Source organism: Aquimixticola soesokkakensis (assembly GCF_900172375.1).
Taxonomy (GTDB): Bacteria; Pseudomonadota; Alphaproteobacteria; order Rhodobacterales; family Rhodobacteraceae; genus Aquimixticola; species Aquimixticola soesokkakensis.
In genome coordinates this window covers 1-21851 of record NZ_FWFS01000011.1, presented here as the reverse complement: position 1 = coordinate 21851, position 21851 = coordinate 1, and the positions used below count along the sequence as shown (strand labels likewise).

The following is a 21851-nucleotide window of genomic DNA, read 5'->3' as shown; positions in this document are numbered from 1 at the left end:
TGACAAAATGACCCTCAGAGTAGGCGTAATCGGCACGGGCATGATCGGTCGCGATCATACCCGCCGTCTTCAACAGGTGCTTGCTGGCGCGCAGGTCGTCGCCCTGAGCGACTATTCCCCCGATGCGGCCCGCGCCGTGGGGGCCGATCTGGCACCGGATGCGAAAATCTACGACAAAGGCGAGGACCTGATCGCGGCCAGCGACGTGGATGCAGTGCTGGTTTGCTCCACCGGCGCGACCCATGAGGCCTATGTTCTGGCCGCCATCGCCGCTGGCAAACCCTGCTTTTGCGAGAAACCGCTGGCCACCACGGCCGATGGTGCGAAACGCATCGTTGACGCCGAAGTGGCCCATGGCAAACGCCTTGTGCAGGTGGGTTTCATGCGTCGCTATGATGCGGGCTATGTCGCGCTGAAATCGGCGGTCGACACCCACACCGGCGCGCCGCTTATGGTTCACGCCGCGCATCGCAACCCCGCCGTGCCCGAGCAATATGTGACGCCCATGGCGATCCACGACACATTTGTGCATGAAATCGACGTGTTCCGCTGGTTGCTCGACGATGATTACGTGTCCGCACGGGTGACCTTTCCGCGCGCGACCTCGGCCTCGCATGCCGCGCTGCGCGACCCGCAGATCGTCACGCTGACCACGGCCAAGGGCGTTGTCATCACCACCGAGATCTTTGTGAACTGCAAATACGGCTACGACATCCAGTGTCAGGTCGTGGGCGAGGAGGGCACCGCGAACCTGCCCGAGCCGCAGGCAATCACCATGCGTCTGGGGGCCAAGCTGCAAAACGACATCATGACCGATTGGAAAGAGCGCTTTGTGGCGTCTTACGATGTCGAGCTTCAGGATTTCATCAAGGCTGCGACGGCTGGCACCGCTGCGGGGCCTTCGGCATGGGACGGCTATATGGCGGCCGTGACCTGCGATGCCTGCGTCACCGCGCAAGATGCGGACGGCGCCGCCGTCACCATCACCAACCCCGCGCGTCCTGCGCTTTATTCCTGAGGTTTCTCCATGCGTTACGCAATGAACCATATCGCGGCACCGAAGCTCTCGCTTGAGGATTTCTTTGCCATGTCAAAGGAATTGGGCATCAGTGAGGTCGAAATCCGCAACGACCTGCCCGACATTCTGGGCAGCATGACACCGGCCGAGGTCAAGGCAGCGGCCGAGGCCCAGGGCATAACGCTGATTTCGATCAACGCGCTCTATCCCTTCAACGTCTGGTCGGGCGATTTGCCGGCACGCGCGCAGGCGATGGCGGATTACGCACAGGCCTGTGGTGCGAAGGCCCTCGTGATGTGCCCGCTCAACGACGGCACAGAGGTGTCGTTCGAGGATCTCGTCGCCGCACTCAAAGCGATGAAACCGATCCTGGATGCGCGCGGCCTGACCGGCCTTGTCGAACCGCTGGGCTTTCCTGTCTCCTCGCTGCGCAAGAAATCCGTGGCGATCGAGGCGATCAAAGCGGCGGGCGGGGAGAGCACCTACAAGCTGATGCACGACACGTTCCACCATCATCTGGCCAGCGAGACCGAATTCTTCCCCGAATGGACCGGGCTTGTGCATATCTCCGGGGTCACGGATCCCGATGTCACAGTCGCGGACATGCTGGATGGGCATCGGGTCTTGGTGGACGGCGCGGACCGTCTCGAAAACATCGCCCAGATCCGCAAACTGGCGGCGCTTGGCTATGAGGGGGCCTATAGCTTCGAGCCTTTCGCGACAGAGGTTCACGAGGTCTCTGATCCGCAAGCGGCCCTGCGCGAGAGCATGGATTACATCAGCGCGCAGCTCTAGGCCCGCGCCGTGCCCAGGCTTGGACCGGCTGCTTTGTTGGCGGGTCCTTTTCGTTTTCTTTCAACACAGTAGAGCACAGCATGATCCGTTTCGGCACCAATCCCATCGCATGGGCCAATGATGATGACCAAAGTATCGGTGCGGATATTCCCACCGCGCGTATTTTGCAGGAGGCAGGCCGTTTGATCGGCTTTGACGGCATCGAAAACGGCCATCGCTGGCCGCAAGACGACCCCGAGGCGTTACGCGCCTTGCTGGCGGATTACGGGCTTGTATTCGTCTCCGGCTGGTATTCAACCGAGCTTTTGACCCGCTCGCTCGAGGATGAAATTGCCGCTGTGCAACCCCATCTGGCCAAGCTGAAACACACCGGCAGCACGGTGTGCATCGTGTGCGAATGTTCCAACACGGTTCACGGAAACCCGACAACGCCGGTCAACAACCGCCCCGTTCTGAGCGATGCGGAGATGACCGCTTTTGCGCAGAAAATGGAACAGTTTGCCGCCTATCTGGCGGGTGAGGGCGTGCGGCTCGCCTATCACCACCACATGGGAACCGTTGTCGAAAGCCCCGCTGAAATCGACGCCTTTATGGCGGCAAGCGGCCCGCACACCCATCTGCTGTTTGATGCGGGACATTGTACGTTTGGTGGTGGCGATCCCGAAGCGGTGCTGCGCAAACATGTTCACCGCGTGGCGCATTTCCACGCCAAAAACATCCGCCCCGATGTCACCGCCCGCGTGCGCAGCGCGGATATGTCTTTTCTGGACGGGGTACTGGCCGGTGCCTTTACCGTTCCGGGCGATCAGGAGGGCGCGGTGGATTTCGCGCCCCTTCTCGCCATTCTTGCGCAGGCAGGCTATGATGGCTGGATCGTGATCGAGGCTGAACAGGACCCCCACACGCGCAACCCGCTGTTGTACCAGACCCTCGGTCTGCATACCCTCAAACGGATTGCCCGCGAAACGGGACTGACGGCTGCCTGACCGCTGACCCCTGTGATCGTGCAAACGGGCAGGCCGGACATGACTGAAAGGAAACCTGATGTTCAATTTCGACCTGCCATTCTACCGCCCCCTCTGGCTGCGGTTGGGGATCGTGATCCTGTCTCTGGGCTGGGCCATCGTCGAACTGACGACAGGGTCGCCCGGATTCGCCATCCTCTTTGGCGCGGTCGGCTTCTTCGCGGCCTACCGGTTTTTCGTGACCTTTGACCCCGACAAAGAGGCCCGCAAAACCACAGAGGCGTCAAAAGACATCGATTAGCCGCGACAAGGCGGCCCCGTCGCACGGGCTGTTGTCGCCCTTGGCGCCGGGATTCCGGGGGATGCCTTTTCAGGTTGATTGGCGCGACAGCCAGTCGGTCATGCGCTCCAGCAATGCGCTGCCCTGGGCCAGATCGACCGTGCGGGGATCTTTGCCGATCACCCCCCAGATGGGGCTTTCGGGATCGTGCCGGTCGTAGGTGTCAGGGGCCTCAACCAGCGCCGGAAGGCAAGACAGATCGACTGTTTCCGGCGCGATGGCATGCATCAGCACCGTCTCGAACGCCCCCGCGTGATCGGGATCCATCCCCGCTGCGGCGCATCGGTTGACGGCTGTTGCCGTGATGCGGGGTTTGGCACCTGAGGCATTCCAGACCTCTGAGAAACGGTCAATCATCTGCAGCTGTTCCTCTGCGAAATGACCGCTGAAAATGACCAGACGCTCGACCTTCATCGCTTGTAACCGTTCGGCGGTGCGGGCCAGAAGCACGTCGATCTGCTCTGGCCCGGGCATCATGATGGTCCAGGGATAGGCGCCGTGACCTCCGCCGGTTCCAAAGTAGAGCGGCGGCATAACCAACCCGCCGGCGCGATGGGCCGCCGCCAGGCAAAGGCCGTGGGCTGTCAGCGCATCCAGTCCGACCGGCAGATGTTCGCAGTGCCATTCGATCGTGCCCAGCGGAAGCCAGATAAGAGAGTGTTGCGCCAGTTCAGCGCGAATTTCATGCGGCCGAAGTCGTTCCAACTGTCTCGTCATACGTAAAAATTCCGTGTCCATGCGTGGTTTTTCAGCCGCTCGATGAGGGCCTCGGGCAACAGGCCTCCATCGGAGTAGGCGATGTTCATATCGACCTCCTGGGGCGTTTTCATTCCCGGAATCAAGACGCTCACAGCCTGATGCGACAGAACATACCGCATCGCTGCTTCGGCGAGTGTTGCGTACTGCGCGCCGACTTCGGCTTTGAGCGCTTCGACCCGCTTCAGGGTTTCGCCAAAGCGCTCGCCGCGAAACATCTGATGCTGCTGAGAGCCCTCTTGCCAGTGCGCGTAACTGTCGGGCGTCCAATGGCCCACCAAGGCGCCACTATCGAGGGGAACCCGCGCGATGATCGCTGTATTCGTGCTTTGCGCCGCGGGGAAAAGGCGCTCTCGCGGATGTTGTTCGAACATGTTGAAGATCACCTGCTCGGAGGCGACAAGTCCGAGCCGGGCCAAATCCACCCCTTCATCGGCCTGGTTGTCGCGCAAGGACACGCCGATCTGGTCGATCTTGCCCTCCGCGCGCAGGGCGTTGAGCGTTTCCAGCCAGTCGAGTTCGAGATGCCCTGTCGGCCCCCAAGTATGAAGTTGGAACAGGTCGAGCCGCTCGACGCCAAGACGTTTAAGCGAGTTTTCGACGTTCTCGCGCAGATGCCATGCGGGAAATCTGGCGCGAAACGCGGGCGCATTGTCAGAGGGGTTCGGCCAGACTGTGGGCTGGGCCTTGGTCGCCACATAGATTTTGGGACCGCGCCATTGCTTGAGCGCCCGTCCGATGACCGTTTCCGAATGGCCTGCGCCGTATAGTTCAGCCGTATCGACAAAATTGATCCCGCGCTCGAAGGCATGCAACAGCGTGCGCACCGAGGCGTCATCGTCCACCGCGCCCCAAGCGCCCCCGATCTGCCATCCCCCAAAGCCGATTTCCGACACTTTCCATCCGGTCCGTCCAAAATCGCGATACTGCATCTGCTGCCCCTCCCTGTCCGTCCCCGACAAGAGGGCGGTTCGTTTTCATTGGGCACAGGCTATCGAAACTGCGGCTCGGGGGTTACGCCCGACACTGATGTGAAACAATCAAAGCGAGCAAAACGCGGGATTTGGCGACTGCGTCAGGGCGCGATCAACAGTCCGTCCGGGCCGGTCGGTATGTTTTCGGGGCTATAAAGCACAATCGGCACGTTCGACTGGTAGGGCCGCGTGACGCTCATCCCCTCGTATCCGAAGTGGTCAAGTAGCACATCCAGCGTAAAGCGCGCTTGCAGGCGGGGGTTTTGATCCAGCGTCAGCGTCATCAACCCCTCGCGCAGCATCCGCGTTGTGTGGACAGTCAATTCATGCCCGACAAATAGCGGCCGGCGCGGCAGGATATCGGCCTCGATCGCCGCGCGCACCCCAAGGTTTGCCGCCCCCACGTTATACACGGCCACGGTATCGGGGCATTCGTGAAAGGCGGTTTCAAGCCGCGCCCTTGTGCGGACCCTGTCATCGAGCCCCTCGATCACCCGTTCGATCATCAGATGCGGCGCGCGCTCGGCAAAATAGGCCCGCAGCCCTTCTACCCGTTCGGCGTGGGAACTAAAGCCAAGCTGATTGCACAGTACGACGACCGGCCCGCCCGCAGGAATCATGCGCGACAAGAAAAAGCCCGTGGTGCGCCCCGCCGCATGGTGATCGGTGCCCGCATAGGCCAGCCGTTTGGAGGCAGGCAGATCGGAAATGATGGTGATGACCGGGATGCCGCGCGCCTCAAGATCGGCAATCGCCGTGCGGATCACGGCGCTGTCCTGCGCATAAACCACAACTGCGTTGCACTGTGTTGCGCGCAGAGCCTCTCCGATGGTGTGCGGATCCTCGTCGGGCAGCTTGGTGATTTGCAGCCGCACCCGGCGATCTATGGTTTTGGCAAGGTCGCGAAATTCCGTCGCCATGCGTTGCAACAGCGGCAGGTCGGGGCGCGCAAGCACCAGATTGATGCGGACGAGCGGCATATAGGAGGGCGGCAATTGACGGCGCAGGCCGATTTCACGCGCGGCCTCGATCACCTTGCGCCGCACCTCCTCGCTCACATTGCCGCGCTCGTTGAGCACGCGGTCCACTGTCGCGGAACCGACGCCCGCCAGACGGGCGACATCCTTTAGTTTAGGGCGCGGCTTTTCGGTTGGGGCCATTGTTTTCACTATACTTTTTGGAAACTGATTTCACTTTCGCACGACGACTGATGTAAATCAATCAGTTGTCTGCGTGAGATTGCCGCAGGCGGAAGTTAAGGTTTTCACACTGGCTAACGGAGGAATCGGGACCGGCATCCGGCTTTCGATCAGGGATTTTAGCAGCACTTTAGACGGCAAGAAAAAGACAGGAGCAGAGCCTGTCTTGGGAGGACCGCATGGATGACTTGAAATTCGGCACACGTGACAAACGCGGGAACTGGCGTCCCAATGAGGCCTTGGGCAGCGCGCCGCTGTTTGTCTGGCCGTGGAGCATCAGCAAATTCATACGCTGGTTGCCGGGGTATTTTCTGCCGTGGAACGCGCTGTTTTTCGCCATTGCGGCGGTGTTCTGGTTTTTCATGACACCCGCGCGCGAGACCATGCAGGATCTGACATGGGGCTGGCCGCTGTATCTTCTGGCGCGCAACGCCGCCCTCGTCATCGCGTTCTACGGCTTTCTCGAAACGCGGCTGTATATCAAGCGCCGTCAGGGAACGAGTTTCAAATACAACGCGAAATTTCCCGCCGAACACCCTTCGGATGTGTTCATGTTCAAAAGCCAGAACATCGATAACATCATCCGCACCTTTGGCACCGGTCTGCCGATCTGGACCGCCTACGAAGTGCTATTGCTCTGGGCGTGGTCAAATGATGTCGGGCCTTGGGCGGTGTTTTCGCTCCATCCGGTCTGGCTGATCTTTGTCGGGCTGATCCTGCCGATCTTTCACGAATTTCACTTTTACTGCATCCACCGTCTGATCCACACCCCTCTGCTCTACAAGTGGGTGCATTCGGTTCACCACAATTCGATCAACCCCTCGCCGTGGTCCTCGTTGTCGATGCATCCTGTCGAGCATCTGCTCTACTGGTCGGGCACGCTGATCCACCTCATCGTCCCCTCGCATCCGCTGTTGCTGCTGTACCATTTGCAGCTGTCAGGGACGGGCGCTGTCGTGGGGCATGTCGGCTTTGACAAGCTCGAGGCAGGCGAAGACAGCGCGGTGACCACACATGCCTATGCGCATTACCTGCACCACAAATATTTCGAGGTGAACTACGCAGACGGGATGATGCCACTGGACCGCTGGATGGGCACTTGGCACGATGGCACCCCTGAGGGCGACCAGATCATGAAGGAGCGCTTTCGCCGCAAGAAGGCCCGGGCAAATGCGGCCAAGGGAACAACGCCGGCCGAGTAGGCCCGCGAAAGGGATCGACTGCGCGCAAACCGAGCTGAGGAGACCGGTTTGGCGCAGGCGAGAGATCGCGATCACACCGCGCCACATAGCGCCAAAGCGGGGCAAATCCGAAGGTGCCCAAACCGGTGTACCGATCGTTATTGAGAAACAAAAACAGGGAGGAACCTAAATGTCTAAACTCAGAACCCTCATGGCGGGTGCCGCCGTCGCCGCAGTTTGCGTGACCACCGCATCTGCCGCAGACATCGCCATCATTGGCGGTAAATCGGATGATGCCTTCTTTGCCAAAATCGCAAAGGGGATCACCGATGCGACCCTGGTGGTCGAAGCGCATGGTGGCACGGTGAACTACCTGCAGCTGCAAACCTATGACAACATCGGCGGCGATGCGGCCAACCTTGTGCGCACTGCGATGAGCCAGAATGTCGATATCATTGCCGTGCCCAACTGGGTGCCCGATACTCAGGACGAAGCCATCAAGGCGGCGATGAACGCAGGCATTGCGGTGATCCTCTATAACGCAGGCGGTGGCGAGAAGGCGGCCGAACTGGGCGCGATCAACTACATCGGCAACGAAGAATATCCCGCAGGGTTTGCGGGCGGCAAATATTTTGCCGAGCACGGCGCGAAACATGTCATCTGCGTCAATACCGTGCCCGGTTCGGGCAATATCGAGGATCGCTGCCGCGGTCTGGCAGACGGTATGGCAGAGGCGGGGGTCACCGCCGAGCAATTGCCGCTGCCCGCCAGCTCCTTTGGCGATCCGACAGCCGTGGCCGAAGCGATCAAAGCCACCTTGCTGGGCGATGACACGATTGACGGGGTTTTCGCGATTTCCTCGGCCGATGCCGACAGTGCCTATACCGCCATGCAACAAGCCGGCAAACTTGACAGCGTGCAGCTGGGGTCCTTTGACATGAACGTCGCCGGGCTTGAGCGTATCCGCGACAGCGAACAGCTGTTTGCCATCGACCAACAGCCGTGGCTGCAAGGGTTCCTCGCGGTCACCCTGGCGGATGGCTATGTCAACTACGGGCTTGCCATGGCGACCTCACCGCTGCTGACCGGCCCCGGGATCGTTGACCTGACCAATATCGACGCGACCCTTGCGGGCGGCGAACAAGGCTACCGTTAAGCCATTACCGGATTGGCCCGCGGCGTGCTGCGGGCCTTCCCCTCCCCAGAGGCGCAGGCCGCGACAACGGCGCGCGCATCGGGACGCAATCGGGAAAAATTCTATGACAAACCTATCCATTGGCAACCTCCTGCGCCGCCCGGAAGCTGGCGCATTTCTGGGAATGCTTGCGGTTATCCTCTTCTTTCTGGTGTTCGGGGGGGTGAACTTCCTCAAACCCGCCGGTATCGCGAGCTGGCTCAACGTCGCGGCCAACATTGGCATCATCGCGATCCCCGTTGGCCTGCTGATGATTGCAGGCGAGCTCGATATTTCCATCGGCTCGATGATCCCCGCAGGCTCGATGATCGTGGCCATCCTGTCGGGTCACTACGAGCTGCCCATGTGGATCTCCATCCTCGCCGTGCTTGGATTTGGCGCCATCATCGGCACCATCAACGGGTTACTCGTCGTCCGCACCGCGGTGCCGTCGTTGATCGTCACCCTTGGCACGCTGTTTGCGGTCGCGGGCATGGTCCTTGGCCTGTCTGTGCTCATCACCGGCACGACGAGTGTCGCGATCAAGGCCCCCGCCCTGTACAAGGCCATCTTTGGCCAGTTCATCGGCGGCACCTATCAGGTCCTCATCCTGTGGTGGGTCGCGGTGAGTGTGGTGTCGGTGTTTTACGTCCACTACACCAAATACGGGAACTGGATTTTTGCCCTTGGCGGCGACCGTGAAAGCGCGCGCAACGCCGGTATCCCGACCACCCGCGTCACCATCACCCTCTTTATCCTGTCCGCCTGCAGCGCGTCCTTTGTCGGCATGTGCCAAGCGATCCTGTTCAACTCCGCGCAGGTTTCGGCCGGCATGTCCTACATCTTTAACGTCATCATCTCGGTGGTGGTCGGCGGTGTGGTCCTGACGGGCGGCTTTGGTTCGGTGGTCGGCATCGTGTTTGGCACCATCACCTTTGCCGTGGTCAACCAAGGCATCTATTTCACCGGCTTTGATCGCAACTGGTCCAGCCTCATCATCGGCGTGATGCTTTTGGCAGCCGTTTTGATGAACAACACCTTCCGGCATATGGCGCTCAACTACGCGCCCAAAAAGAAGTGAGGGCCACATCATGACCACTCCCGTTCTGGAACTGCGCAGCGTCGATAAATCCTTTGGTCCGATCGATGTGCTGCACAAGATTTCTCTCAAGGTCCGCGCCGGCGAGGTGCTTTGTCTGCTGGGCGATAACGGTGCCGGTAAATCGACACTGATCAAAACCCTCGCAGGCGTGCATAAACCGACCCGTGGCCAGATCCTGATGGATGGCAAGGAGGTCTCCTTTGACCGGCCGCGCGATGCCCAGGACATGGGGATCGCCACCGTCCACCAATTTGGCGGCACCTTTCCGCTGATGTCGATCGGGCGCAGCTTTTTCGTCGGGGCCGAGCCGACCAAAGGCTGGGGGCCGTTCAAGATTTACGACCGTAAAAAGGCGAATGAAATCGCCGTCAAAGCGGTGCAGGATTTCGGCATCACCCGCGTCGACGACGGCGACCGCCTGATTGGCGGGCTGTCGGGCGGCGAGCGTCAATCGCTTGCCATTGCGCGTGCCGTGCATTTTGGCGCCCGCGTTCTGATCCTTGACGAACCGACAGCCGCCCTCGGGGTCAAACAGGCCGCCCATGTTCTGCGCATCGTCAAAGAAGCACAGCGGCGCGGCCTGGCCGTGATTTTCATCACCCACCAGGTGATGCACGCCATGGCCGTGGGGGACCATTTTGCGGTGCTGATCCGCGGTGCGGTTGCGGCCGATTTTGTCAAAGGTCAAAAATCACGCGAAGAGATCACCGATCTCATGGCGGGGGGCGAAACCATGGCCGATCTCGAAGCACAGATCAGCAGCGACCTTGCCACCGCTGACGGGCATCCGTCGCCTGCAACCCTCTAGCGACGGATCGGGGGGGCGGCTGCACGCTGACCGACTCCCACAGCGCGCCCTGTCCGGGTGCTGTCTCCCCGAATTATTCCGGCTCTTGCGGTTCTGGCCACCTTTGCCCCGCAAAAGCCGTTTGCGAAACTTCAACGAAACGAGACTGACATGCCTTGGATAAACGCTTGTTCCACCGATGATATCGACGCCGAGGATGTGATCCGCTTTGATCACGAGGGTCGCACTTTTGCGATCTATCGCAATCATGAGGATGCCTATTTCTGCACCGATGGTCTGTGCACCCATGAGGAAATCCATTTGTGCGACGGGCTTGTGGTCGAGAACACCATCGAGTGCCCCAAACATGCGTCGATTTTCAACTTTGCCGATGGCGAGGTCGAAACGCCCCCCGCCTGTGAAAACCTTGCAACCTACCCGACCAAGGTCGAGGGCGGTCGCGTTCTGATCGAGATCTGATCCATGCAGTCGATTGTTATCGTCGGTGCAGGAGAATGCGGGGTTCGGGCGGCCTTTGCGCTGCGCGAGGCCGGCTTTGAAGGCTCGGTCACGCTGATCGGGGCAGAAACCGTGCTGCCCTATGAACGGCCTCCTCTTTCCAAGGACATACAAGCGCCGCCAAAGCTGATCCGAAGCCTGAGCGATTACGCCGATGCGGGAATCGACTTGCGGCTTGGTTTACGTGTTGTGGCCCTGGATGCGGTGGCGCATCAGGTGCAGCTTGACGATGGCACGGTGATTTCCTTTGACCAACTGCTGTTGGCCACAGGGGCGCGGGCGCGGCTTTTCCCCGGTATGGAGGGCTGCCTGACCCTGCGCAGCGACGCCGATATGCGGCGGATCGCGCAGCACCTGATCCCCGGCGCGCGCATCGGGATCATCGGTGGCGGCTTCATTGGTCTGGAACTTGCGGCGACGGCGCGCGCGGCCGGCGCAGAGGTGAGCGTGATCGAAGCCGCGCCGCGTCTTTTGGGCCGCGCCATCCCCGCGGAAATTGCCTCGGTGGTGCATGGTTTGCACGCGCAAAAGGGTGTGCGCCTTCTGACCTCGACCGATGTCGTGCAGGCCAACGCCACGCAAATTACCCTCGGGGACGGCACAGAACTTGACTTCGACGCCGTGATTGCGGGCGTCGGTGCAGTGCCCAATACCGAGATTGCCCAAGAGGCAGGGTTACATGTCGAGAACGGCATCGTTGTCGATGCCGGTTTACGCACCTCTGCCCGCGACATCTTCGCGGCTGGCGATTGCTGCAATATCGACTGGCGCGCAACCCGTATGCGGTTTGAAAGCTGGAAGATTGCACAAGATCAGGGCGCACATGCCGCCGCTGTCCTGATGGGCGGCGATGCATCCTACGCAAAAGTGCCGTGGTTCTGGTCGGATCAATACGACCTGACCTTGCAGGTGGCAGGCGTATTCGACCTGACGCGACCAATCCATCGACGCGAAACGCAGAGCGGCACATGTATCGTGGTCCAATGCGACCGCGACGGGCGCTTGTCGGCCGCCGCGGGAATTGGTCCGGGAAACGCCACCGCCAAGGATCTGCGGGTTCTCGAAAAACTGATCGAGCGCGAGATGTCGGTTGATCCCGCTGTTCTGGTCGATCCGGCCCTGAACCTCAAAGCTCTCCTGAAAGCGAGATAGCGGGCCTTGTCACCAGGGTGATCTGCCATCAGGGCGGCGGTCGCACGTGCGAATGCGCCGCCCTTTTCTCTTCGGCGCGACACCAGGGCGCGCGCAGGCGATGTCGCCCCTAGGGGTCTGTGGCCCGTGCGTGCAGAAAGCTTTCGACGATCTCGTTGACCAGCGCCAGCAGCGCGTCGGCGCCTTTGGGGAGGGCGATGGCTTGTTCGATGCGGGCGAACTCGTCGCTCAGCACGCGGCAGCCGACCAGATTGGCGGCAAGCAGGGTGTCGCGGATGCCGGCCAGCGCGGTGGTGCTATCGGCCTCGAACAGGGCGCGGGCCTCGGCAGGCGTGGGGGCGGTATGCAGCGGGCCCTGCGGGGTCAGGGCGACGAGTTTTGTGTGAAAGGCCGCGCCTTTGGGGCTGGCGATCGGGGTCGCGCTGTGCAGGACATCGGTGCAGCTTTGTGCGGGATGGGCGTTGGGCACTGCGAAGCTGGCCGAGACGCTGTGATAGGGCGTGCTGAAACACATCCGGTCCGCCCGCGCGGGGTCAAGCGCGAGAAAGGCGATGTCCCAGCCATCGCCCACTGCCTCGACGGCGCTGCGCGCGTTGGGATAGTCCACCGGCACAAGCGCACGCCCCGCCGCCTCGGCGATCCGCCGCGCAAGGTCCGGTGCCACCCCGGTGTAGCCGGTCGCCGTTTTCTGGACGAGGGCGGTGTTGTTGAGGTTGAAGCCGACGCGCAATGCCGGTGCAATGCCGGTCATGCTCAGGACCAATCGGCGCGACGGGCAAGGGCCGCGCGGCGCAGCAGGCCACTGTCCACATCCACCGCGATGAACTGGGCGCCGGCCTGTTTGGTCTCGCGCAGGAACGCCTGGTCCAGCGACAGGATGCCTGCGGGCACGCCAAGGGATTTGAGCTTTGCGATGCCGTCAAGGATGGCCGCTTTGACCTCCGGGTGGGAGGGTTGGCCGAGGTAGCCGAAACTGGCCGCCAGATCGGCAGGGCCAAAGAACACCCCGTCGACGCCTGGGACCTGTGCGATCTCGTCGAGGTTGTCGAGCGCTTCGCGGGTTTCGACCTGCACCAGCAGGCAGATTTCGTCGCGCGCCTTCAGGGGATAGCCGCTGACGGCCCCGTAGCGCGAGGCGCGGGTGATGCCGGACACGCCGCGGATGCCGCTGGACGGATAGGTGACGGCGGCAACGGCGGCGCGCGCCTCGTCGGCGTTCTGGACATAGGGGATCAGCAGGGTTTGCGCGCCCGCGTCGAGCAGCTTTTTGATCTCGACCGGGTTGTTCCAGCCGGGGCGGACCACGGGGCTGACGGGGTAGGGGGCGAGGGTGCGCAGAAAGCTGATGACCTCGGGCGCGCCGATGGGCGAATGTTCGGTGTCGATCATCATCCAGTCATAGCCGCAGCCCGCCAGAATTTCCGACACGGTGGGGTCCGAAAGCGCACTCCAGATGCCGATCTGGGTGTCCCCCGCGCGCAGGGCCGCTTTGAACAGGTTTTTGGGCATATCCATGGGAGAGATCCTTTTGTGCCGCGTTATTCGAAGCTGACGCCGATCGCGCCGAGCGGGCCGTAATCGGCAAAGATCACGTCGCCCGAGGTAATATCGACGGGGCGGGTAAAGGAGCCGCCCAGCACGATGTCGCCCTTTTTCAGCCCGCCGCCCAAGGGTGCAAGCTTGCGGACGAGCCAGGCCAGACCCGCGGCCGGATGGCCCATCACGCCTGCCGAAAGACCGGTTTCCTCGATCACACCGTTTTGCGACAGGGTGGCCCCGACCCAGCGCAGATCGACCTCGAAGGGTTCGATCACCCGACCGCCAAGGACGATGGCCCCGAAAGCGGCGTTATCGGCGATGGTATCGACGATCTGGCGCGGCACTTTGGTGCGGTAGTCGATGATTTCGAGCGCGGGCTGGACAAATTCGGTGGCGCGCAGCACGTCATGCACCTGACAGCCGGCGCCCGACAGATCCTCGCCCATGACAAAGGCCAGTTCGACCTCAAGGCGCGGTTTGATGAAGGTGCCCGCAGAAATCCGCGCACCGTCATAAAACAGCGCATCATCGAGAATGACCCCGTAGTCGGGTTCGGTCATTTTGGAGGCCTGCTGCATCGCACGGCTCGTCAGACCGATCTTGCGACCCACGATCTTGGCCCCGGCGGCAATGCGCGCGTCGGCCCAGCGGCGCTGGACGTCATAGGCGTCTTCAAGCGTCATCTCGGGCCAGGTCTGGGAAAGCTGCGGGCAGACAATGCGGCTTTTTTCGGCGGCCAGAATGGCGTCGGCGGCGTCTTGGCGTTGTTGGTCGGTTAGCATGTCAGCTCACTTGATCGGAGGAATAGGAAGGGTGGAGACGCCCGGCTCAAGGGTCAGGGTATGTTCCAGCGTGAACCATTCGCCGACATCGCCGTCCTCGGGATGCGGGCCGGTGTGATGGATCAACGCGCCCACCAGCGCCTTGGTCACCCCGAATTGGACATCCGAGGTCAGATAGTCGGTTTCATCGACATATGTCTGGTTTATCAACGTCTTGAACCCTTCTTTATGGGCCAGAACATGGACATGCGCGGGGCGGTAGGGATGCCGGTTCTGGGCCTCGAGCAGGGTGCCGACAGTGGTATTCGTCGGAATGGGATAGCCGATGGGTTTGACGGATTTGAACCGGACAATGCCCTGGGCATCGGTGAGGAACTTGCCGCGCAGGTTGTAATCGGCCTGACTTTCGTCCTGATTTTCGTACAGGCCGATGGGCGAGGCATGCCAGATATCGACTTCGAGCCCCTCGATCGGCGCGCCCTCGGGGTCGCGAAAATGGAAGGTGCCATAGAGCCGCGGGCCGGGCGTGTCCGAGCGCAGGATCGAGCCGCCGTTTTCGGTCAGCGGCTGGTTCAGGCGCCAGAACGGGCCGAGCAGGGACTGGGTGGTTTCGGTGGTGCCATTGTCGCCGTTGTTGAGCAGGCAGACCAGCGAGGAGACGCCCAGCGATCCGGCCATCAGCACGAATTCATTGTGCGTGTCGCTGGTTTGCTGGCCCATGGTGTTGAGAATGCGCGTGGCCTGCTGGAACTCTTTTTCGCTCAGACGCACATCGCGCACAAAGGCGTGCAGATGGGTGATGAGGCTGGTCATGATCTCGCGCAGACGCGGATCGTTGGTCTGTTGCATGACCTTGAGAACCGCAGGGGTCACATCTTGTTGGCTGGCAATGAGTGTCATGGTTGTTTCCCTAAAACTGCCGTCGTCAGGCGCGCGCGAGCTGGCAAATGCGGCGTACCGCGGCGGCGTATCCTTCGGTGCCCAGTCCGGCGATCACGCCATCGGCGCGCAGCGAGACATAGGAATGGTGGCGAAAGGCCTCGCGTTTGTGGACCTGGCTGATGTGCACTTCGATCACCGGCGGCTCGAAGGTATTGAGCGCATCCATCAAGGCGATGGAGGTATGGGTGAGGGCGCCGGGGTTGATCACGATGCCGGCGGCTGTGTCGCGGGCCTCATGAACCCAATCGATGAGTTCGCCCTCGTGATTGGACTGCAACAGCTTTGTCTCGAAACCGGCAGCGCAGGCGGCGGTGCACAGGGCGGCGACATCGGCCAGTGTTTCATGGCCGTAGATGGCAGGCTGGCGTTTGCCCAGAAGGTTCAGGTTTGGTCCGTTGAGAACGTAAATCAGGGGCATGGCGCTGCCTTGTTGAGAAGCGGAAAGGTGGCGGCGTGGATGGCGCGGGCGCGTTCCAGCGGCGGGCGGAGATCGGTGGCATTGGGCAATTCGACCGAGATGACGGTATCGGCGGGCAGGGCGGCCACAAGTTCGCGCAGGGATAAGCCCCCCGCATCGGGCAAAAGCCGCCCGCCCCGCGCCTCGGCCAAAAGGCCATCGGTGCCCTGCGGCGGCGTCAGCGGCGCATCGCAAAGCTGGGCGGAGGCGATCCGCGCGGCGGGCAGGTCGCGCACGGTGCCGCCACAGCGGAAATGATGCAGCGCATCAACCAGATAGGCGGCATTCGATGCGCCGGCGCGCTCGATCAGATCTAGGCAGGCCGCCGGAGTGTTCAGGCCGCGCCACGCCATACATTCGAGGTCGACCCCCATGCCAAAGCTTTCGGCCAGAGCGCAAATGCGGGCAAAAGTGTCGGGCAGCCCGTCAAACAGATCGGCGCAGGTGTTGAGGCGGCGCGCCCCAAGCGTTGCAGCGGCCTCAAGCGCGCCAAGGAGGTCGCGGGGATCGAGGGCTGCATCGATCACCACGGTTTCGATGTCGTAGAGCGTCACGCCCTCGCCCTGCATCACCTTTTGCAGTTCGCGCAGCCCTGCGGCGTCGGGCAGCCAGTTGAGCTGGTCGCGTGCCACGGGATGGAACCGCAAACCGACGAAGGCAAACCCCGCCCCGCGGGCAAGGCGGACCAGTTCCACGGGAGAGTGATCGAGAAAGGTAAAATGCCCAAGGCCGAGGCTTTGCATCAGATGTCGTCCTGCGGCGCCGTCTCGGATGTTGCGTGCGGTGGTTGCGCGGGCAGGTCGGCAACAATCAGGCGGCGCAGGTTGCTGGTCGAATTGCGGATATGCTGTGACAACAGGGCCGCGGCCTCGTCGGCGCGCCGCTCGACGGCGGCTTGGGCGATGGCCGTATGCTCGGCCTGCACGTCGCGCTGGACGGTGGCGGTTTTGAGGTAGATATGGCGGTAGCGCCCGCTAAGGCTGACCAGAGAGCGGTACATCTTGAGCAGCAGCGGCATGTCGCAGCGCGCAATCAGCGTGTAGTGGAAGGCTTCGTTGGCGGCTTCCCATTGGGCAAGGCTGTCACTATTGCCGGCAATACGGTCGGTTTTGTTGAGGCGGTAAAGCGCGCCCATGACGGCGGTTTCCCATTCCAGCCCGCCATTGGCGATGGCTTGGCGCAGGGCGTAGGGTTCCAACTCGATCCGCAGCGCACCGACCTCGTCGAGGTTGGCAACAGAAACGGGCGTCACCGAATAGCCGCGCTGCGCAGCCACTTCCAGAAGCCCGTCCGAGACCAGCCGCGTCACCGCCTCGCGCAGGGGCGACAGTCCGACCCCCATGGTTTCGCGAAGCTTGTCGAGGTTCAGTTTGGTGCCCGGCGCAAGGGTGCCGTGCAAAATGTCATGGCGTAACTTGGCCTCGGTTTGACCGGCGATGGTCGGCTTGCCCTCGGGCTTGGGGATGTCATGTAGCTCGGCCATTGGTTCACTTCCTCTAATGTCCGCAACCATAGGTGATCTTGAGATCCGATGTAAACCAGCAAAATAGATTGAACGTTAAGAAATCGATTTTACTGGACGGTGTGGATTTTGTTGCTTAGAACAGGCATCACGATTTGTGCGGACCACACGAAAAGGGCCGTCAGTCATAAAGGGAGGATGATACTATGATGACGAATTTGACCCGCCGGACGCTTTTGGCGGCAAGCGCCGCCTTGGCGCTGACCTCGGGCGCTGCTTTTGCGCAAGACAAGATCAACCTGCGCCTGTCGGCCGTAAACTCGGATACTGATCAGCGCGCTGTGGCCATGGTGGAGGTTTTTGGCCCGGCAGTTTCCGAATTTGCGACTTTCGAGCCGCATTGGAATGCCACGCTCTTTGCGCAGGGGAGTGAACTGGAAGCGATTGCCACGGGCGATCTGGAGATGTCGATCACCTCGGCGCAGGAGCTTGCGACCTTCTTTCCCGAATGGTCGATTTTCGCCGCCGGCTACGTGATGCAGGACGCCGACCATCAGGTTGCCGTGTTCAACAATTCGCTGATGGACCCGTTCAAGCAAAAGGTCGAGGACGAGCTGGGGGTGCGTCTGCTTGCCCCGATGTATCTGGGTCGCCGTCACGTCAACCTGCGCCAGACCCGCGCCGAGGTTGATGTGAAGACCCCCGCGGATCTGTCGGGGATCAACCTGCGCATGCCCGGCTCGGATGCCTGGCAATTCCTTGGCCGTGCGCTGGGGGCAAACCCGACGCCGATGGCCTTTGCCGAAGTCTATACCGCGCTGCAAACCGGCGCTGTGGATGGTCAGGACAACCCGCTGCCTACGGTGGTCGATTCCAAGCTCTTCGAGGTGACCAAGCAGATCGCGTTGACCTCCCATCTGGTCGACTGGAACTTCATCGCGATTTCTTCCGAGCTGTTCAACGGTCTGAGCGCCGAGCAGCAGGAAGCGATTACCGCCGCAGCCGTGGCAGCCGGGGATAGCGAGCGCGAGGCGCAGCTTTCCAAAGAAAGCGAGCTTGTGTCCTTTCTGGAAGAGCAGGGGATGGAGCTGTACGAGCCGGATGTAGCGGCGTTCCGCGAGACGGTGCAGGCGGCCTATCTGGGCAGTGACTATGCCGCCGACTGGCCCGAGGGCACCTTGGAAGCCATCAACGCGCTTGGCAGCAACTAAGACCGAACGAGACGGAGCGAGATGGGGGGCGGTGCGGTTGCCGTGTCGCCCCTTGCCGGTACAGCCGGTTGTTTGACAGTTCGGGAGGGGGCCCCATGAAGACGATTTCAACGCTATACAGGCATCTGACCGAAGGGGTGGCCGCAGCCATGATGGCGGTGGTTTTTTGCACCTTTATCCTCCAGATTTTTGTGCGCTATGCCGTGGGCACGCCGCTTTTCGTGTCGATTTTCGGCACGACGGTCAATGCCTCGCAATTCGGCTGGACGGTCGAGTTCATTCTGGTGCTCTGGCTCTGGACGATTTTCTGGGGCAACGCCTTTATCGTGCGTGAACGCGACCACGTCACCTTTGACATCGTGTACAACCTTGCCGGTCCGCGTACCCGCACCGTGTTCGCGCTTTTTGGTGCCGTGGTGATCATCGTCGCGCTGTGGGGGTCGATCGATCCGACCTACGCCAAGATGAAGCTGCTGCGGATCAAATCTTCCGCGACGCTGCCGGTCAAGATGTTGCCGATCTATTCGATCTATTTCCTGTTCCTTGCCGTTGTGGGCGCCCGCTATCTGTGGCGCGTCATCGATTTGTTGCGCCACGGGGCCGACCGCGAGATGCACGTGCTTCCCTATGATGATTTCACGACTGACGAGGCCGACAGATGACCTTTGAACTCACGCTAATGATCGGGTCGTTGTTCCTGCTTGCCGGGATCGGCATGCCCATTGCCTATGCCATCATTCTGGCCGCCATGGTCTATATGATGTCGAGCGGCACCTCCGTGGGGCTGGTTGGCAAAACGCTGGTCGACGGGATCTACCAAAGCTTCCTTCTCCTGGCGGTGCCGCTGTTTATCGTCGCCTCCAACATCATGAATGCCGGCTCGATTTCCGACCGGTTGCTGAATTTCTGTATTGCCACGGTGGGCCGTTTCAAGGGCGGGCTTGGCCACGTCAACGTCATGGCTTCGCTGATTTTTTCGGGCATGTCCGGCTCTGCGGTTGCTGATGCGGCCGGTATCGGCAAAATCATCATCGACATGATGCGCAAGGACGGCCGGTTCCCGCCGGGCTATGCCGCCGCCATCACTGCCGCCTCGGCCACCATCGGCCCGATCATTCCCCCCTCGATCCCCATGGTGCTTTATGCGCTGGTGTCCAACGCCTCGATCGGGGCGCTGTTTCTGGGCGGCATCGGTCCGGGCCTGTTGATGGGCGGGGTGTTGATGGCCATGAACTACTGGATTTCCCATCGGCGCGGGTTTGCCACCGAAGAAGCGGTGCCGCTGCGCGAGCTGCCCAAGGTAACGGCGCGGGCCTTTCCGGCGCTGATGATGCCGGTGATCCTGCTCTACGGGATTTACGGGGGCGTCACCACGCCGACCGAAGCCGCCGCCGTGGCCGCCGCCTATGCGCTGATCCTGTCGGTGTTCTTTTACCGCGCGTTGAAGCTGCGCACGCTCTACACCATTCTGGTCGATAGTGCGCGCTCCTCGGCGGCCGTCGGGATCGTGATCGGCAGCGCGCTGATCCTCAACTATATCGTCGCCTCCGAGAACATTCCCGCGCTTCTGGCCGCCTATCTGGTCGAGGTCGATGTCTCGCCCCTGACCTTCTTTCTGGCGGTGAACCTGTTGGTGCTGGTGCTGGGATGTTTGCTGGATGCGACGACGATCATCCTCGTCATCATCCCGCTGTTCATTCCGACCTGTAACCTGCTTGGCATTGATCTGGTGCATTTCGGGGTGGTCATCGTGGTGAACTGCATGATCGGTCTGATCACGCCCCCCTACGGCATTCTACTGTTCGTCATCAACGCGGTGACGGGGATTTCCCTGCGCGACATCATCCGCGAGGTTCTGCCGTTTCTCGCTGTGCTGGTGGCGGCCCTGCTCGCCCTCATCTTTTTCCCCGGCATCGTTCTCTTCCTCCCCCGTCTGTTTGGCTATGACGGATAACGACTTGCGACAAAGGTACTTTCGATGATTTCTGGCAAGACAAAACTGATCGCCCACCTTGGCTATCCGACCGAATCCTTTCGGGCGCCGATGATCTACAACCCCTATTTCACCAAGCACGACATCGATGCTGTGGTAATGCCGATGGGCTGTAAATCCGAGGACTACCCGGAGTTTCTAAAGCTGGTGTTCCGCCTGTCGAACATCCACGGCGCGCTGGTGACGATGCCGCACAAGATCACGACCATGGCGCTGCTCGATGAAACCCTGACGACCGCGCGCGTGGCAGGGTCATGCAACGCGATCCGTCTGGGTGCGGACGGGGCGTTGGTCGGCGACCAGTTCGACGGCGAGGGTTTTGTGCGCGGGGCGCTGCGCAAGGGGGTAACCCTGGCGGGTGCGCGGGTACTGGTCGTGGGATCGGGCGGCGTGGGCTCGGCGATTGCCGCCTCGCTGGCCAAGGCCGGCGTTGCCAGCATGGCAGTGTTCGACAGCTTTGAACCGATGATGAACGCTCTCGCCATGCGTCTGGAACAGCATTGTCCCGATTTGACCGTGACCACGGGGTCGAAAGATCCTGCGGGTTTTGACGTGGTGGTCAATGCGACCCCGCTTGGGATGAAAGAGGGTGATCCGCTGCCGATGGATGTGAGCCGTATCGCGCCGGAGACCTTTGTGGGCGAAGTGGTGATGAAACAGGAAATCACCCCCTTTCTTGCAGCGGTGCGTGAAAAGGGCTGCGCATTTCAGGTCGGCACCGACATGTTGTTCGAACAAATTCCGGCCTATCTGGAATTTTTCGGGTTCCCCACCACCACCCCCGATGAGCTGCGCGAGGTCGCCAGGATCGCGGGATGATGACACAAAGCGTCGTGCAGGCAGAGCGCAGGATCGATTGCCACTGCCATATTTTCGATCCGAAAAGATTTGCCTACAACCCCGCGTCTCCGTTTCACCCGACCGGGCAGGAAATTGCGACCGCCGCACAGATCACCCGTGTCTTTGAGGCCCATAATCTCGGCCACGCGCTGCTGGTTCAGCCGAACTCGGGCGAGGGCGACGACAACTGAGCTGCTGCCTGTTTCGTGGCCACCGAGATAAGGTGTTTATGAGATTGGAGATCAGCAATGGCGAGAAGCGTTTACAGTCCTGAGTTTAAGCGTGAGGCGTCACAGCTTGTTGTCGCGCGGGGTGTAAGCGTGGCACAAGCATCAAGGGATTTGGATGAGCATGCGACAGTGCTGCGCCGGTGGGTCCGAGAGTTTGGATCAAGCGGACAGGATGCCTTCCCCGGCAAAGGTCAACTGAAGCCCGAGGACGAAGAGGTTCGCAGCCTTAGACGAGAGGTCGCAAAGCTGAAGGCGGAGCGCGACATCCTAAAAAACCATTCTGGGCCGACGCCCGCCTGTGCGCGGTAGAAACAGCCTGTGCTACACTGACGCCGAAGGGCAGTTGCCGATGGCTTATTGGTGGGCTGGACCCCGTTAAAAAACGTGGCACATGGGCTGATGCGCACTTGAGAGTGGTGACGTCGCGGTTGTG

At 61.3% G+C, this 21851-nt stretch carries 25 protein-coding genes and 1 pseudogene; 16 read left to right on the top strand and 10 right to left on the bottom strand.

Translation table 11 applies throughout. The annotated features are described in order from the left end of the window. Positions 1 to 7: 7 nt before the first annotated feature. The 4 genes from AQS8620_RS13980 to AQS8620_RS13965 all read left to right on the top strand — a co-directional run bounded on the left by AQS8620_RS13980 (position 8) and on the right by AQS8620_RS13965 (position 3079). Positions 8 to 1018, top strand: coding sequence for a Gfo/Idh/MocA family protein (locus AQS8620_RS13980; protein ID WP_085837642.1), 1011 nt, complete (start codon positions 8 to 10; stop codon positions 1016 to 1018). 9 nt (positions 1019 to 1027) lie between these two features. After that, on the top strand, positions 1028 to 1813 hold the full coding sequence (locus tag AQS8620_RS13975; RefSeq protein ID WP_085837641.1) for a TIM barrel protein: 786 nt from the start codon (positions 1028 to 1030) through the stop codon (positions 1811 to 1813). A gap of 80 nt (positions 1814 to 1893) precedes the next feature. Beyond that, the gene (gene iolE, locus AQS8620_RS13970; protein ID WP_085837640.1) at positions 1894 to 2799 is read left to right on the top strand and encodes a myo-inosose-2 dehydratase; all 906 of its coding nucleotides are present in this window, start codon (positions 1894 to 1896) and stop codon (positions 2797 to 2799) included. Positions 2800 to 2857: 58 nt separating this feature from the next. Then, the gene (locus AQS8620_RS13965) at positions 2858 to 3079 is read left to right on the top strand and encodes a hypothetical protein (RefSeq protein WP_085837639.1); all 222 of its coding nucleotides are present in this window, start codon (positions 2858 to 2860) and stop codon (positions 3077 to 3079) included. Between the two features lie 69 nt (positions 3080 to 3148). Here AQS8620_RS13965 and AQS8620_RS13960 read toward each other — a convergent pair whose 3' ends face one another. The 3 genes from AQS8620_RS13960 to AQS8620_RS13950 all read right to left on the bottom strand — a co-directional run bounded on the left by AQS8620_RS13960 (position 3149) and on the right by AQS8620_RS13950 (position 6008). Beyond that, positions 3149 to 3856 carry a creatininase family protein gene (locus tag AQS8620_RS13960; protein ID WP_085837638.1) on the bottom strand — a complete coding sequence of 236 codons (708 nt, stop codon included), beginning with the start codon at positions 3854 to 3856 and terminating at the stop codon, positions 3149 to 3151. Further along, positions 3832 to 4806: an aldo/keto reductase gene (locus AQS8620_RS13955; RefSeq protein ID WP_085837637.1), complete on the bottom strand. Its 975-nt coding sequence runs from the start codon at positions 4804 to 4806 to the stop codon at positions 3832 to 3834. Before AQS8620_RS13955 ends, AQS8620_RS13960 begins: the two co-directional genes overlap by 25 nt. A 143-nt stretch (positions 4807 to 4949) precedes the next feature. Beyond that, positions 4950 to 6008 (bottom strand): LacI family DNA-binding transcriptional regulator, encoded by a 1059-nt coding sequence (locus AQS8620_RS13950; protein ID WP_085837636.1) that lies wholly within the window; start codon positions 6006 to 6008, stop codon positions 4950 to 4952. A gap of 218 nt (positions 6009 to 6226) precedes the next feature. Here AQS8620_RS13950 and AQS8620_RS13945 point away from each other — a divergent pair, with 218 nt between their 5' ends. The 6 genes from AQS8620_RS13945 (at position 6227) to AQS8620_RS13920 (ending at position 11962) form a co-directional block, all read left to right on the top strand. Continuing rightward, complete coding sequence (locus AQS8620_RS13945) at positions 6227 to 7249, top strand: sterol desaturase family protein (protein ID WP_085837635.1); 1023 nt, start codon at positions 6227 to 6229, stop codon at positions 7247 to 7249. 169 nt (positions 7250 to 7418) lie between these two features. Continuing rightward, a complete protein-coding gene (locus AQS8620_RS13940) occupies positions 7419 to 8384 on the top strand; it encodes a substrate-binding domain-containing protein (RefSeq protein WP_085837634.1) in 966 nt (321 codons plus the stop codon). Between the two features lie 103 nt (positions 8385 to 8487). Further along, positions 8488 to 9483 carry an ABC transporter permease gene (locus AQS8620_RS13935; protein ID WP_085837633.1) on the top strand — a complete coding sequence of 332 codons (996 nt, stop codon included), beginning with the start codon at positions 8488 to 8490 and terminating at the stop codon, positions 9481 to 9483. Positions 9484 to 9493: 10 nt separating this feature from the next. Further along, positions 9494 to 10312 (top strand): ATP-binding cassette domain-containing protein, encoded by an 819-nt coding sequence (locus AQS8620_RS13930; RefSeq protein ID WP_085837632.1) that lies wholly within the window; start codon positions 9494 to 9496, stop codon positions 10310 to 10312. A 150-nt stretch (positions 10313 to 10462) separates the two neighbouring features. Beyond that, entirely contained in the window at positions 10463 to 10771 is a 309-nt protein-coding gene (locus AQS8620_RS13925; protein WP_085837631.1) for a MocE family 2Fe-2S type ferredoxin, read from the top strand. A gap of 3 nt (positions 10772 to 10774) precedes the next feature. After that, complete coding sequence (locus AQS8620_RS13920) at positions 10775 to 11962, top strand: NAD(P)/FAD-dependent oxidoreductase (protein WP_085837630.1); 1188 nt, start codon at positions 10775 to 10777, stop codon at positions 11960 to 11962. Between the two features lie 109 nt (positions 11963 to 12071). On the opposite strand, the gene AQS8620_RS13915 is transcribed toward AQS8620_RS13920, so the two are convergent. From AQS8620_RS13915 to AQS8620_RS13885, 7 genes are read right to left on the bottom strand one after another with little or no spacing between them, the layout of a single operon-like run. Further along, positions 12072 to 12713: a transporter substrate-binding domain-containing protein gene (locus tag AQS8620_RS13915; protein WP_085837629.1), complete on the bottom strand. Its 642-nt coding sequence runs from the start codon at positions 12711 to 12713 to the stop codon at positions 12072 to 12074. Positions 12714 to 12715: 2 nt separating this feature from the next. Further along, positions 12716 to 13477 (bottom strand): HpcH/HpaI aldolase family protein, encoded by a 762-nt coding sequence (locus tag AQS8620_RS13910; RefSeq protein ID WP_085837628.1) that lies wholly within the window; start codon positions 13475 to 13477, stop codon positions 12716 to 12718. Positions 13478 to 13500: 23 nt separating this feature from the next. After that, positions 13501 to 14283: a 2-oxo-hept-4-ene-1,7-dioate hydratase gene (gene hpaH / locus AQS8620_RS13905; RefSeq protein ID WP_085837627.1), complete on the bottom strand. Its 783-nt coding sequence runs from the start codon at positions 14281 to 14283 to the stop codon at positions 13501 to 13503. A 6-nt stretch (positions 14284 to 14289) separates the two neighbouring features. After that, positions 14290 to 15183 carry a dioxygenase family protein gene (locus tag AQS8620_RS13900; protein ID WP_085837626.1) on the bottom strand — a complete coding sequence of 298 codons (894 nt, stop codon included), beginning with the start codon at positions 15181 to 15183 and terminating at the stop codon, positions 14290 to 14292. A gap of 25 nt (positions 15184 to 15208) precedes the next feature. Then, positions 15209 to 15643 carry a type II 3-dehydroquinate dehydratase gene (aroQ, locus tag AQS8620_RS13895; RefSeq protein WP_085837625.1) on the bottom strand — a complete coding sequence of 145 codons (435 nt, stop codon included), beginning with the start codon at positions 15641 to 15643 and terminating at the stop codon, positions 15209 to 15211. Beyond that, a complete protein-coding gene (locus tag AQS8620_RS13890; protein ID WP_085837624.1) occupies positions 15634 to 16425 on the bottom strand; it encodes a sugar phosphate isomerase/epimerase family protein in 792 nt (263 codons plus the stop codon). Before AQS8620_RS13890 ends, aroQ begins: the two co-directional genes overlap by 10 nt. Then, the gene (locus tag AQS8620_RS13885) at positions 16425 to 17165 is read right to left on the bottom strand and encodes a GntR family transcriptional regulator (RefSeq protein ID WP_159453254.1); all 741 of its coding nucleotides are present in this window, start codon (positions 17163 to 17165) and stop codon (positions 16425 to 16427) included. The genes AQS8620_RS13890 and AQS8620_RS13885 overlap by 1 nt, the downstream gene beginning before the upstream one ends. 185 nt (positions 17166 to 17350) lie before the next feature. Here AQS8620_RS13885 and dctP point away from each other — a divergent pair, with 185 nt between their 5' ends. From dctP to AQS8620_RS13855, 6 genes and pseudogenes are all read left to right on the top strand, one after another. Continuing rightward, positions 17351 to 18355: a TRAP transporter substrate-binding protein DctP gene (gene dctP, locus AQS8620_RS13880; RefSeq protein WP_085837622.1), complete on the top strand. Its 1005-nt coding sequence runs from the start codon at positions 17351 to 17353 to the stop codon at positions 18353 to 18355. Between the two features lie 95 nt (positions 18356 to 18450). Beyond that, the gene (locus AQS8620_RS13875) at positions 18451 to 19017 is read left to right on the top strand and encodes a TRAP transporter small permease (RefSeq protein ID WP_085837621.1); all 567 of its coding nucleotides are present in this window, start codon (positions 18451 to 18453) and stop codon (positions 19015 to 19017) included. Next, positions 19014 to 20309 carry a TRAP transporter large permease gene (locus AQS8620_RS13870; RefSeq protein WP_085837620.1) on the top strand — a complete coding sequence of 432 codons (1296 nt, stop codon included), beginning with the start codon at positions 19014 to 19016 and terminating at the stop codon, positions 20307 to 20309. The genes AQS8620_RS13875 and AQS8620_RS13870 overlap by 4 nt, the downstream gene beginning before the upstream one ends. A gap of 24 nt (positions 20310 to 20333) precedes the next feature. After that, on the top strand, positions 20334 to 21167 hold the full coding sequence (locus tag AQS8620_RS13865) for a shikimate dehydrogenase family protein (protein WP_085837619.1): 834 nt from the start codon (positions 20334 to 20336) through the stop codon (positions 21165 to 21167). Further along, entirely contained in the window at positions 21164 to 21379 is a 216-nt protein-coding gene (locus AQS8620_RS13860) for a hypothetical protein (RefSeq protein WP_085837618.1), read from the top strand. The genes AQS8620_RS13865 and AQS8620_RS13860 overlap by 4 nt, the downstream gene beginning before the upstream one ends. Positions 21380 to 21436: 57 nt before the next feature. After that, positions 21437 to 21691: pseudogene (locus tag AQS8620_RS13855) on the top strand (transposase); the annotation flags it as partial. Between the last annotated feature and the right edge of the window lie 160 nt (positions 21692 to 21851).

What these genes read in the sequence shown, in the direction of transcription:
- AQS8620_RS13980 (WP_085837642.1), top strand. Translation starts at nt 8, where the DNA reads ATGACCCTCAGAGTAGGCGTAATCGGCACGGGCATGATCGGTCGCGAT.
- AQS8620_RS13975 (WP_085837641.1), top strand. Translation starts at nt 1,028, where the DNA reads ATGCGTTACGCAATGAACCATATCGCGGCACCGAAGCTCTCGCTTGAG.
- iolE (WP_085837640.1), top strand. Translation starts at nt 1,894, where the DNA reads ATGATCCGTTTCGGCACCAATCCCATCGCATGGGCCAATGATGATGAC.
- AQS8620_RS13965 (WP_085837639.1), top strand. Translation starts at nt 2,858, where the DNA reads ATGTTCAATTTCGACCTGCCATTCTACCGCCCCCTCTGGCTGCGGTTG.
- AQS8620_RS13960 (WP_085837638.1), bottom strand. Translation starts at nt 3,856, where the DNA reads ATGGACACGGAATTTTTACGTATGACGAGACAGTTGGAACGACTTCGG.
- AQS8620_RS13955 (WP_085837637.1), bottom strand. Translation starts at nt 4,806, where the DNA reads ATGCAGTATCGCGATTTTGGACGGACCGGATGGAAAGTGTCGGAAATC.
- AQS8620_RS13950 (WP_085837636.1), bottom strand. Translation starts at nt 6,008, where the DNA reads ATGGCCCCAACCGAAAAGCCGCGCCCTAAACTAAAGGATGTCGCCCGT.
- AQS8620_RS13945 (WP_085837635.1), top strand. Translation starts at nt 6,227, where the DNA reads ATGGATGACTTGAAATTCGGCACACGTGACAAACGCGGGAACTGGCGT.
- AQS8620_RS13940 (WP_085837634.1), top strand. Translation starts at nt 7,419, where the DNA reads ATGTCTAAACTCAGAACCCTCATGGCGGGTGCCGCCGTCGCCGCAGTT.
- AQS8620_RS13935 (WP_085837633.1), top strand. Translation starts at nt 8,488, where the DNA reads ATGACAAACCTATCCATTGGCAACCTCCTGCGCCGCCCGGAAGCTGGC.
- AQS8620_RS13930 (WP_085837632.1), top strand. Translation starts at nt 9,494, where the DNA reads ATGACCACTCCCGTTCTGGAACTGCGCAGCGTCGATAAATCCTTTGGT.
- AQS8620_RS13925 (WP_085837631.1), top strand. Translation starts at nt 10,463, where the DNA reads ATGCCTTGGATAAACGCTTGTTCCACCGATGATATCGACGCCGAGGAT.
- AQS8620_RS13920 (WP_085837630.1), top strand. Translation starts at nt 10,775, where the DNA reads ATGCAGTCGATTGTTATCGTCGGTGCAGGAGAATGCGGGGTTCGGGCG.
- AQS8620_RS13915 (WP_085837629.1), bottom strand. Translation starts at nt 12,713, where the DNA reads ATGACCGGCATTGCACCGGCATTGCGCGTCGGCTTCAACCTCAACAAC.
- AQS8620_RS13910 (WP_085837628.1), bottom strand. Translation starts at nt 13,477, where the DNA reads ATGGATATGCCCAAAAACCTGTTCAAAGCGGCCCTGCGCGCGGGGGAC.
- hpaH (WP_085837627.1), bottom strand. Translation starts at nt 14,283, where the DNA reads ATGCTAACCGACCAACAACGCCAAGACGCCGCCGACGCCATTCTGGCC.
- AQS8620_RS13900 (WP_085837626.1), bottom strand. Translation starts at nt 15,183, where the DNA reads ATGACACTCATTGCCAGCCAACAAGATGTGACCCCTGCGGTTCTCAAG.
- aroQ (WP_085837625.1), bottom strand. Translation starts at nt 15,643, where the DNA reads ATGCCCCTGATTTACGTTCTCAACGGACCAAACCTGAACCTTCTGGGC.
- AQS8620_RS13890 (WP_085837624.1), bottom strand. Translation starts at nt 16,425, where the DNA reads ATGCAAAGCCTCGGCCTTGGGCATTTTACCTTTCTCGATCACTCTCCC.
- AQS8620_RS13885 (WP_159453254.1), bottom strand. Translation starts at nt 17,165, where the DNA reads ATGGCCGAGCTACATGACATCCCCAAGCCCGAGGGCAAGCCGACCATC.
- dctP (WP_085837622.1), top strand. Translation starts at nt 17,351, where the DNA reads ATGATGACGAATTTGACCCGCCGGACGCTTTTGGCGGCAAGCGCCGCC.
- AQS8620_RS13875 (WP_085837621.1), top strand. Translation starts at nt 18,451, where the DNA reads ATGAAGACGATTTCAACGCTATACAGGCATCTGACCGAAGGGGTGGCC.
- AQS8620_RS13870 (WP_085837620.1), top strand. Translation starts at nt 19,014, where the DNA reads ATGACCTTTGAACTCACGCTAATGATCGGGTCGTTGTTCCTGCTTGCC.
- AQS8620_RS13865 (WP_085837619.1), top strand. Translation starts at nt 20,334, where the DNA reads ATGATTTCTGGCAAGACAAAACTGATCGCCCACCTTGGCTATCCGACC.
- AQS8620_RS13860 (WP_085837618.1), top strand. Translation starts at nt 21,164, where the DNA reads ATGATGACACAAAGCGTCGTGCAGGCAGAGCGCAGGATCGATTGCCAC.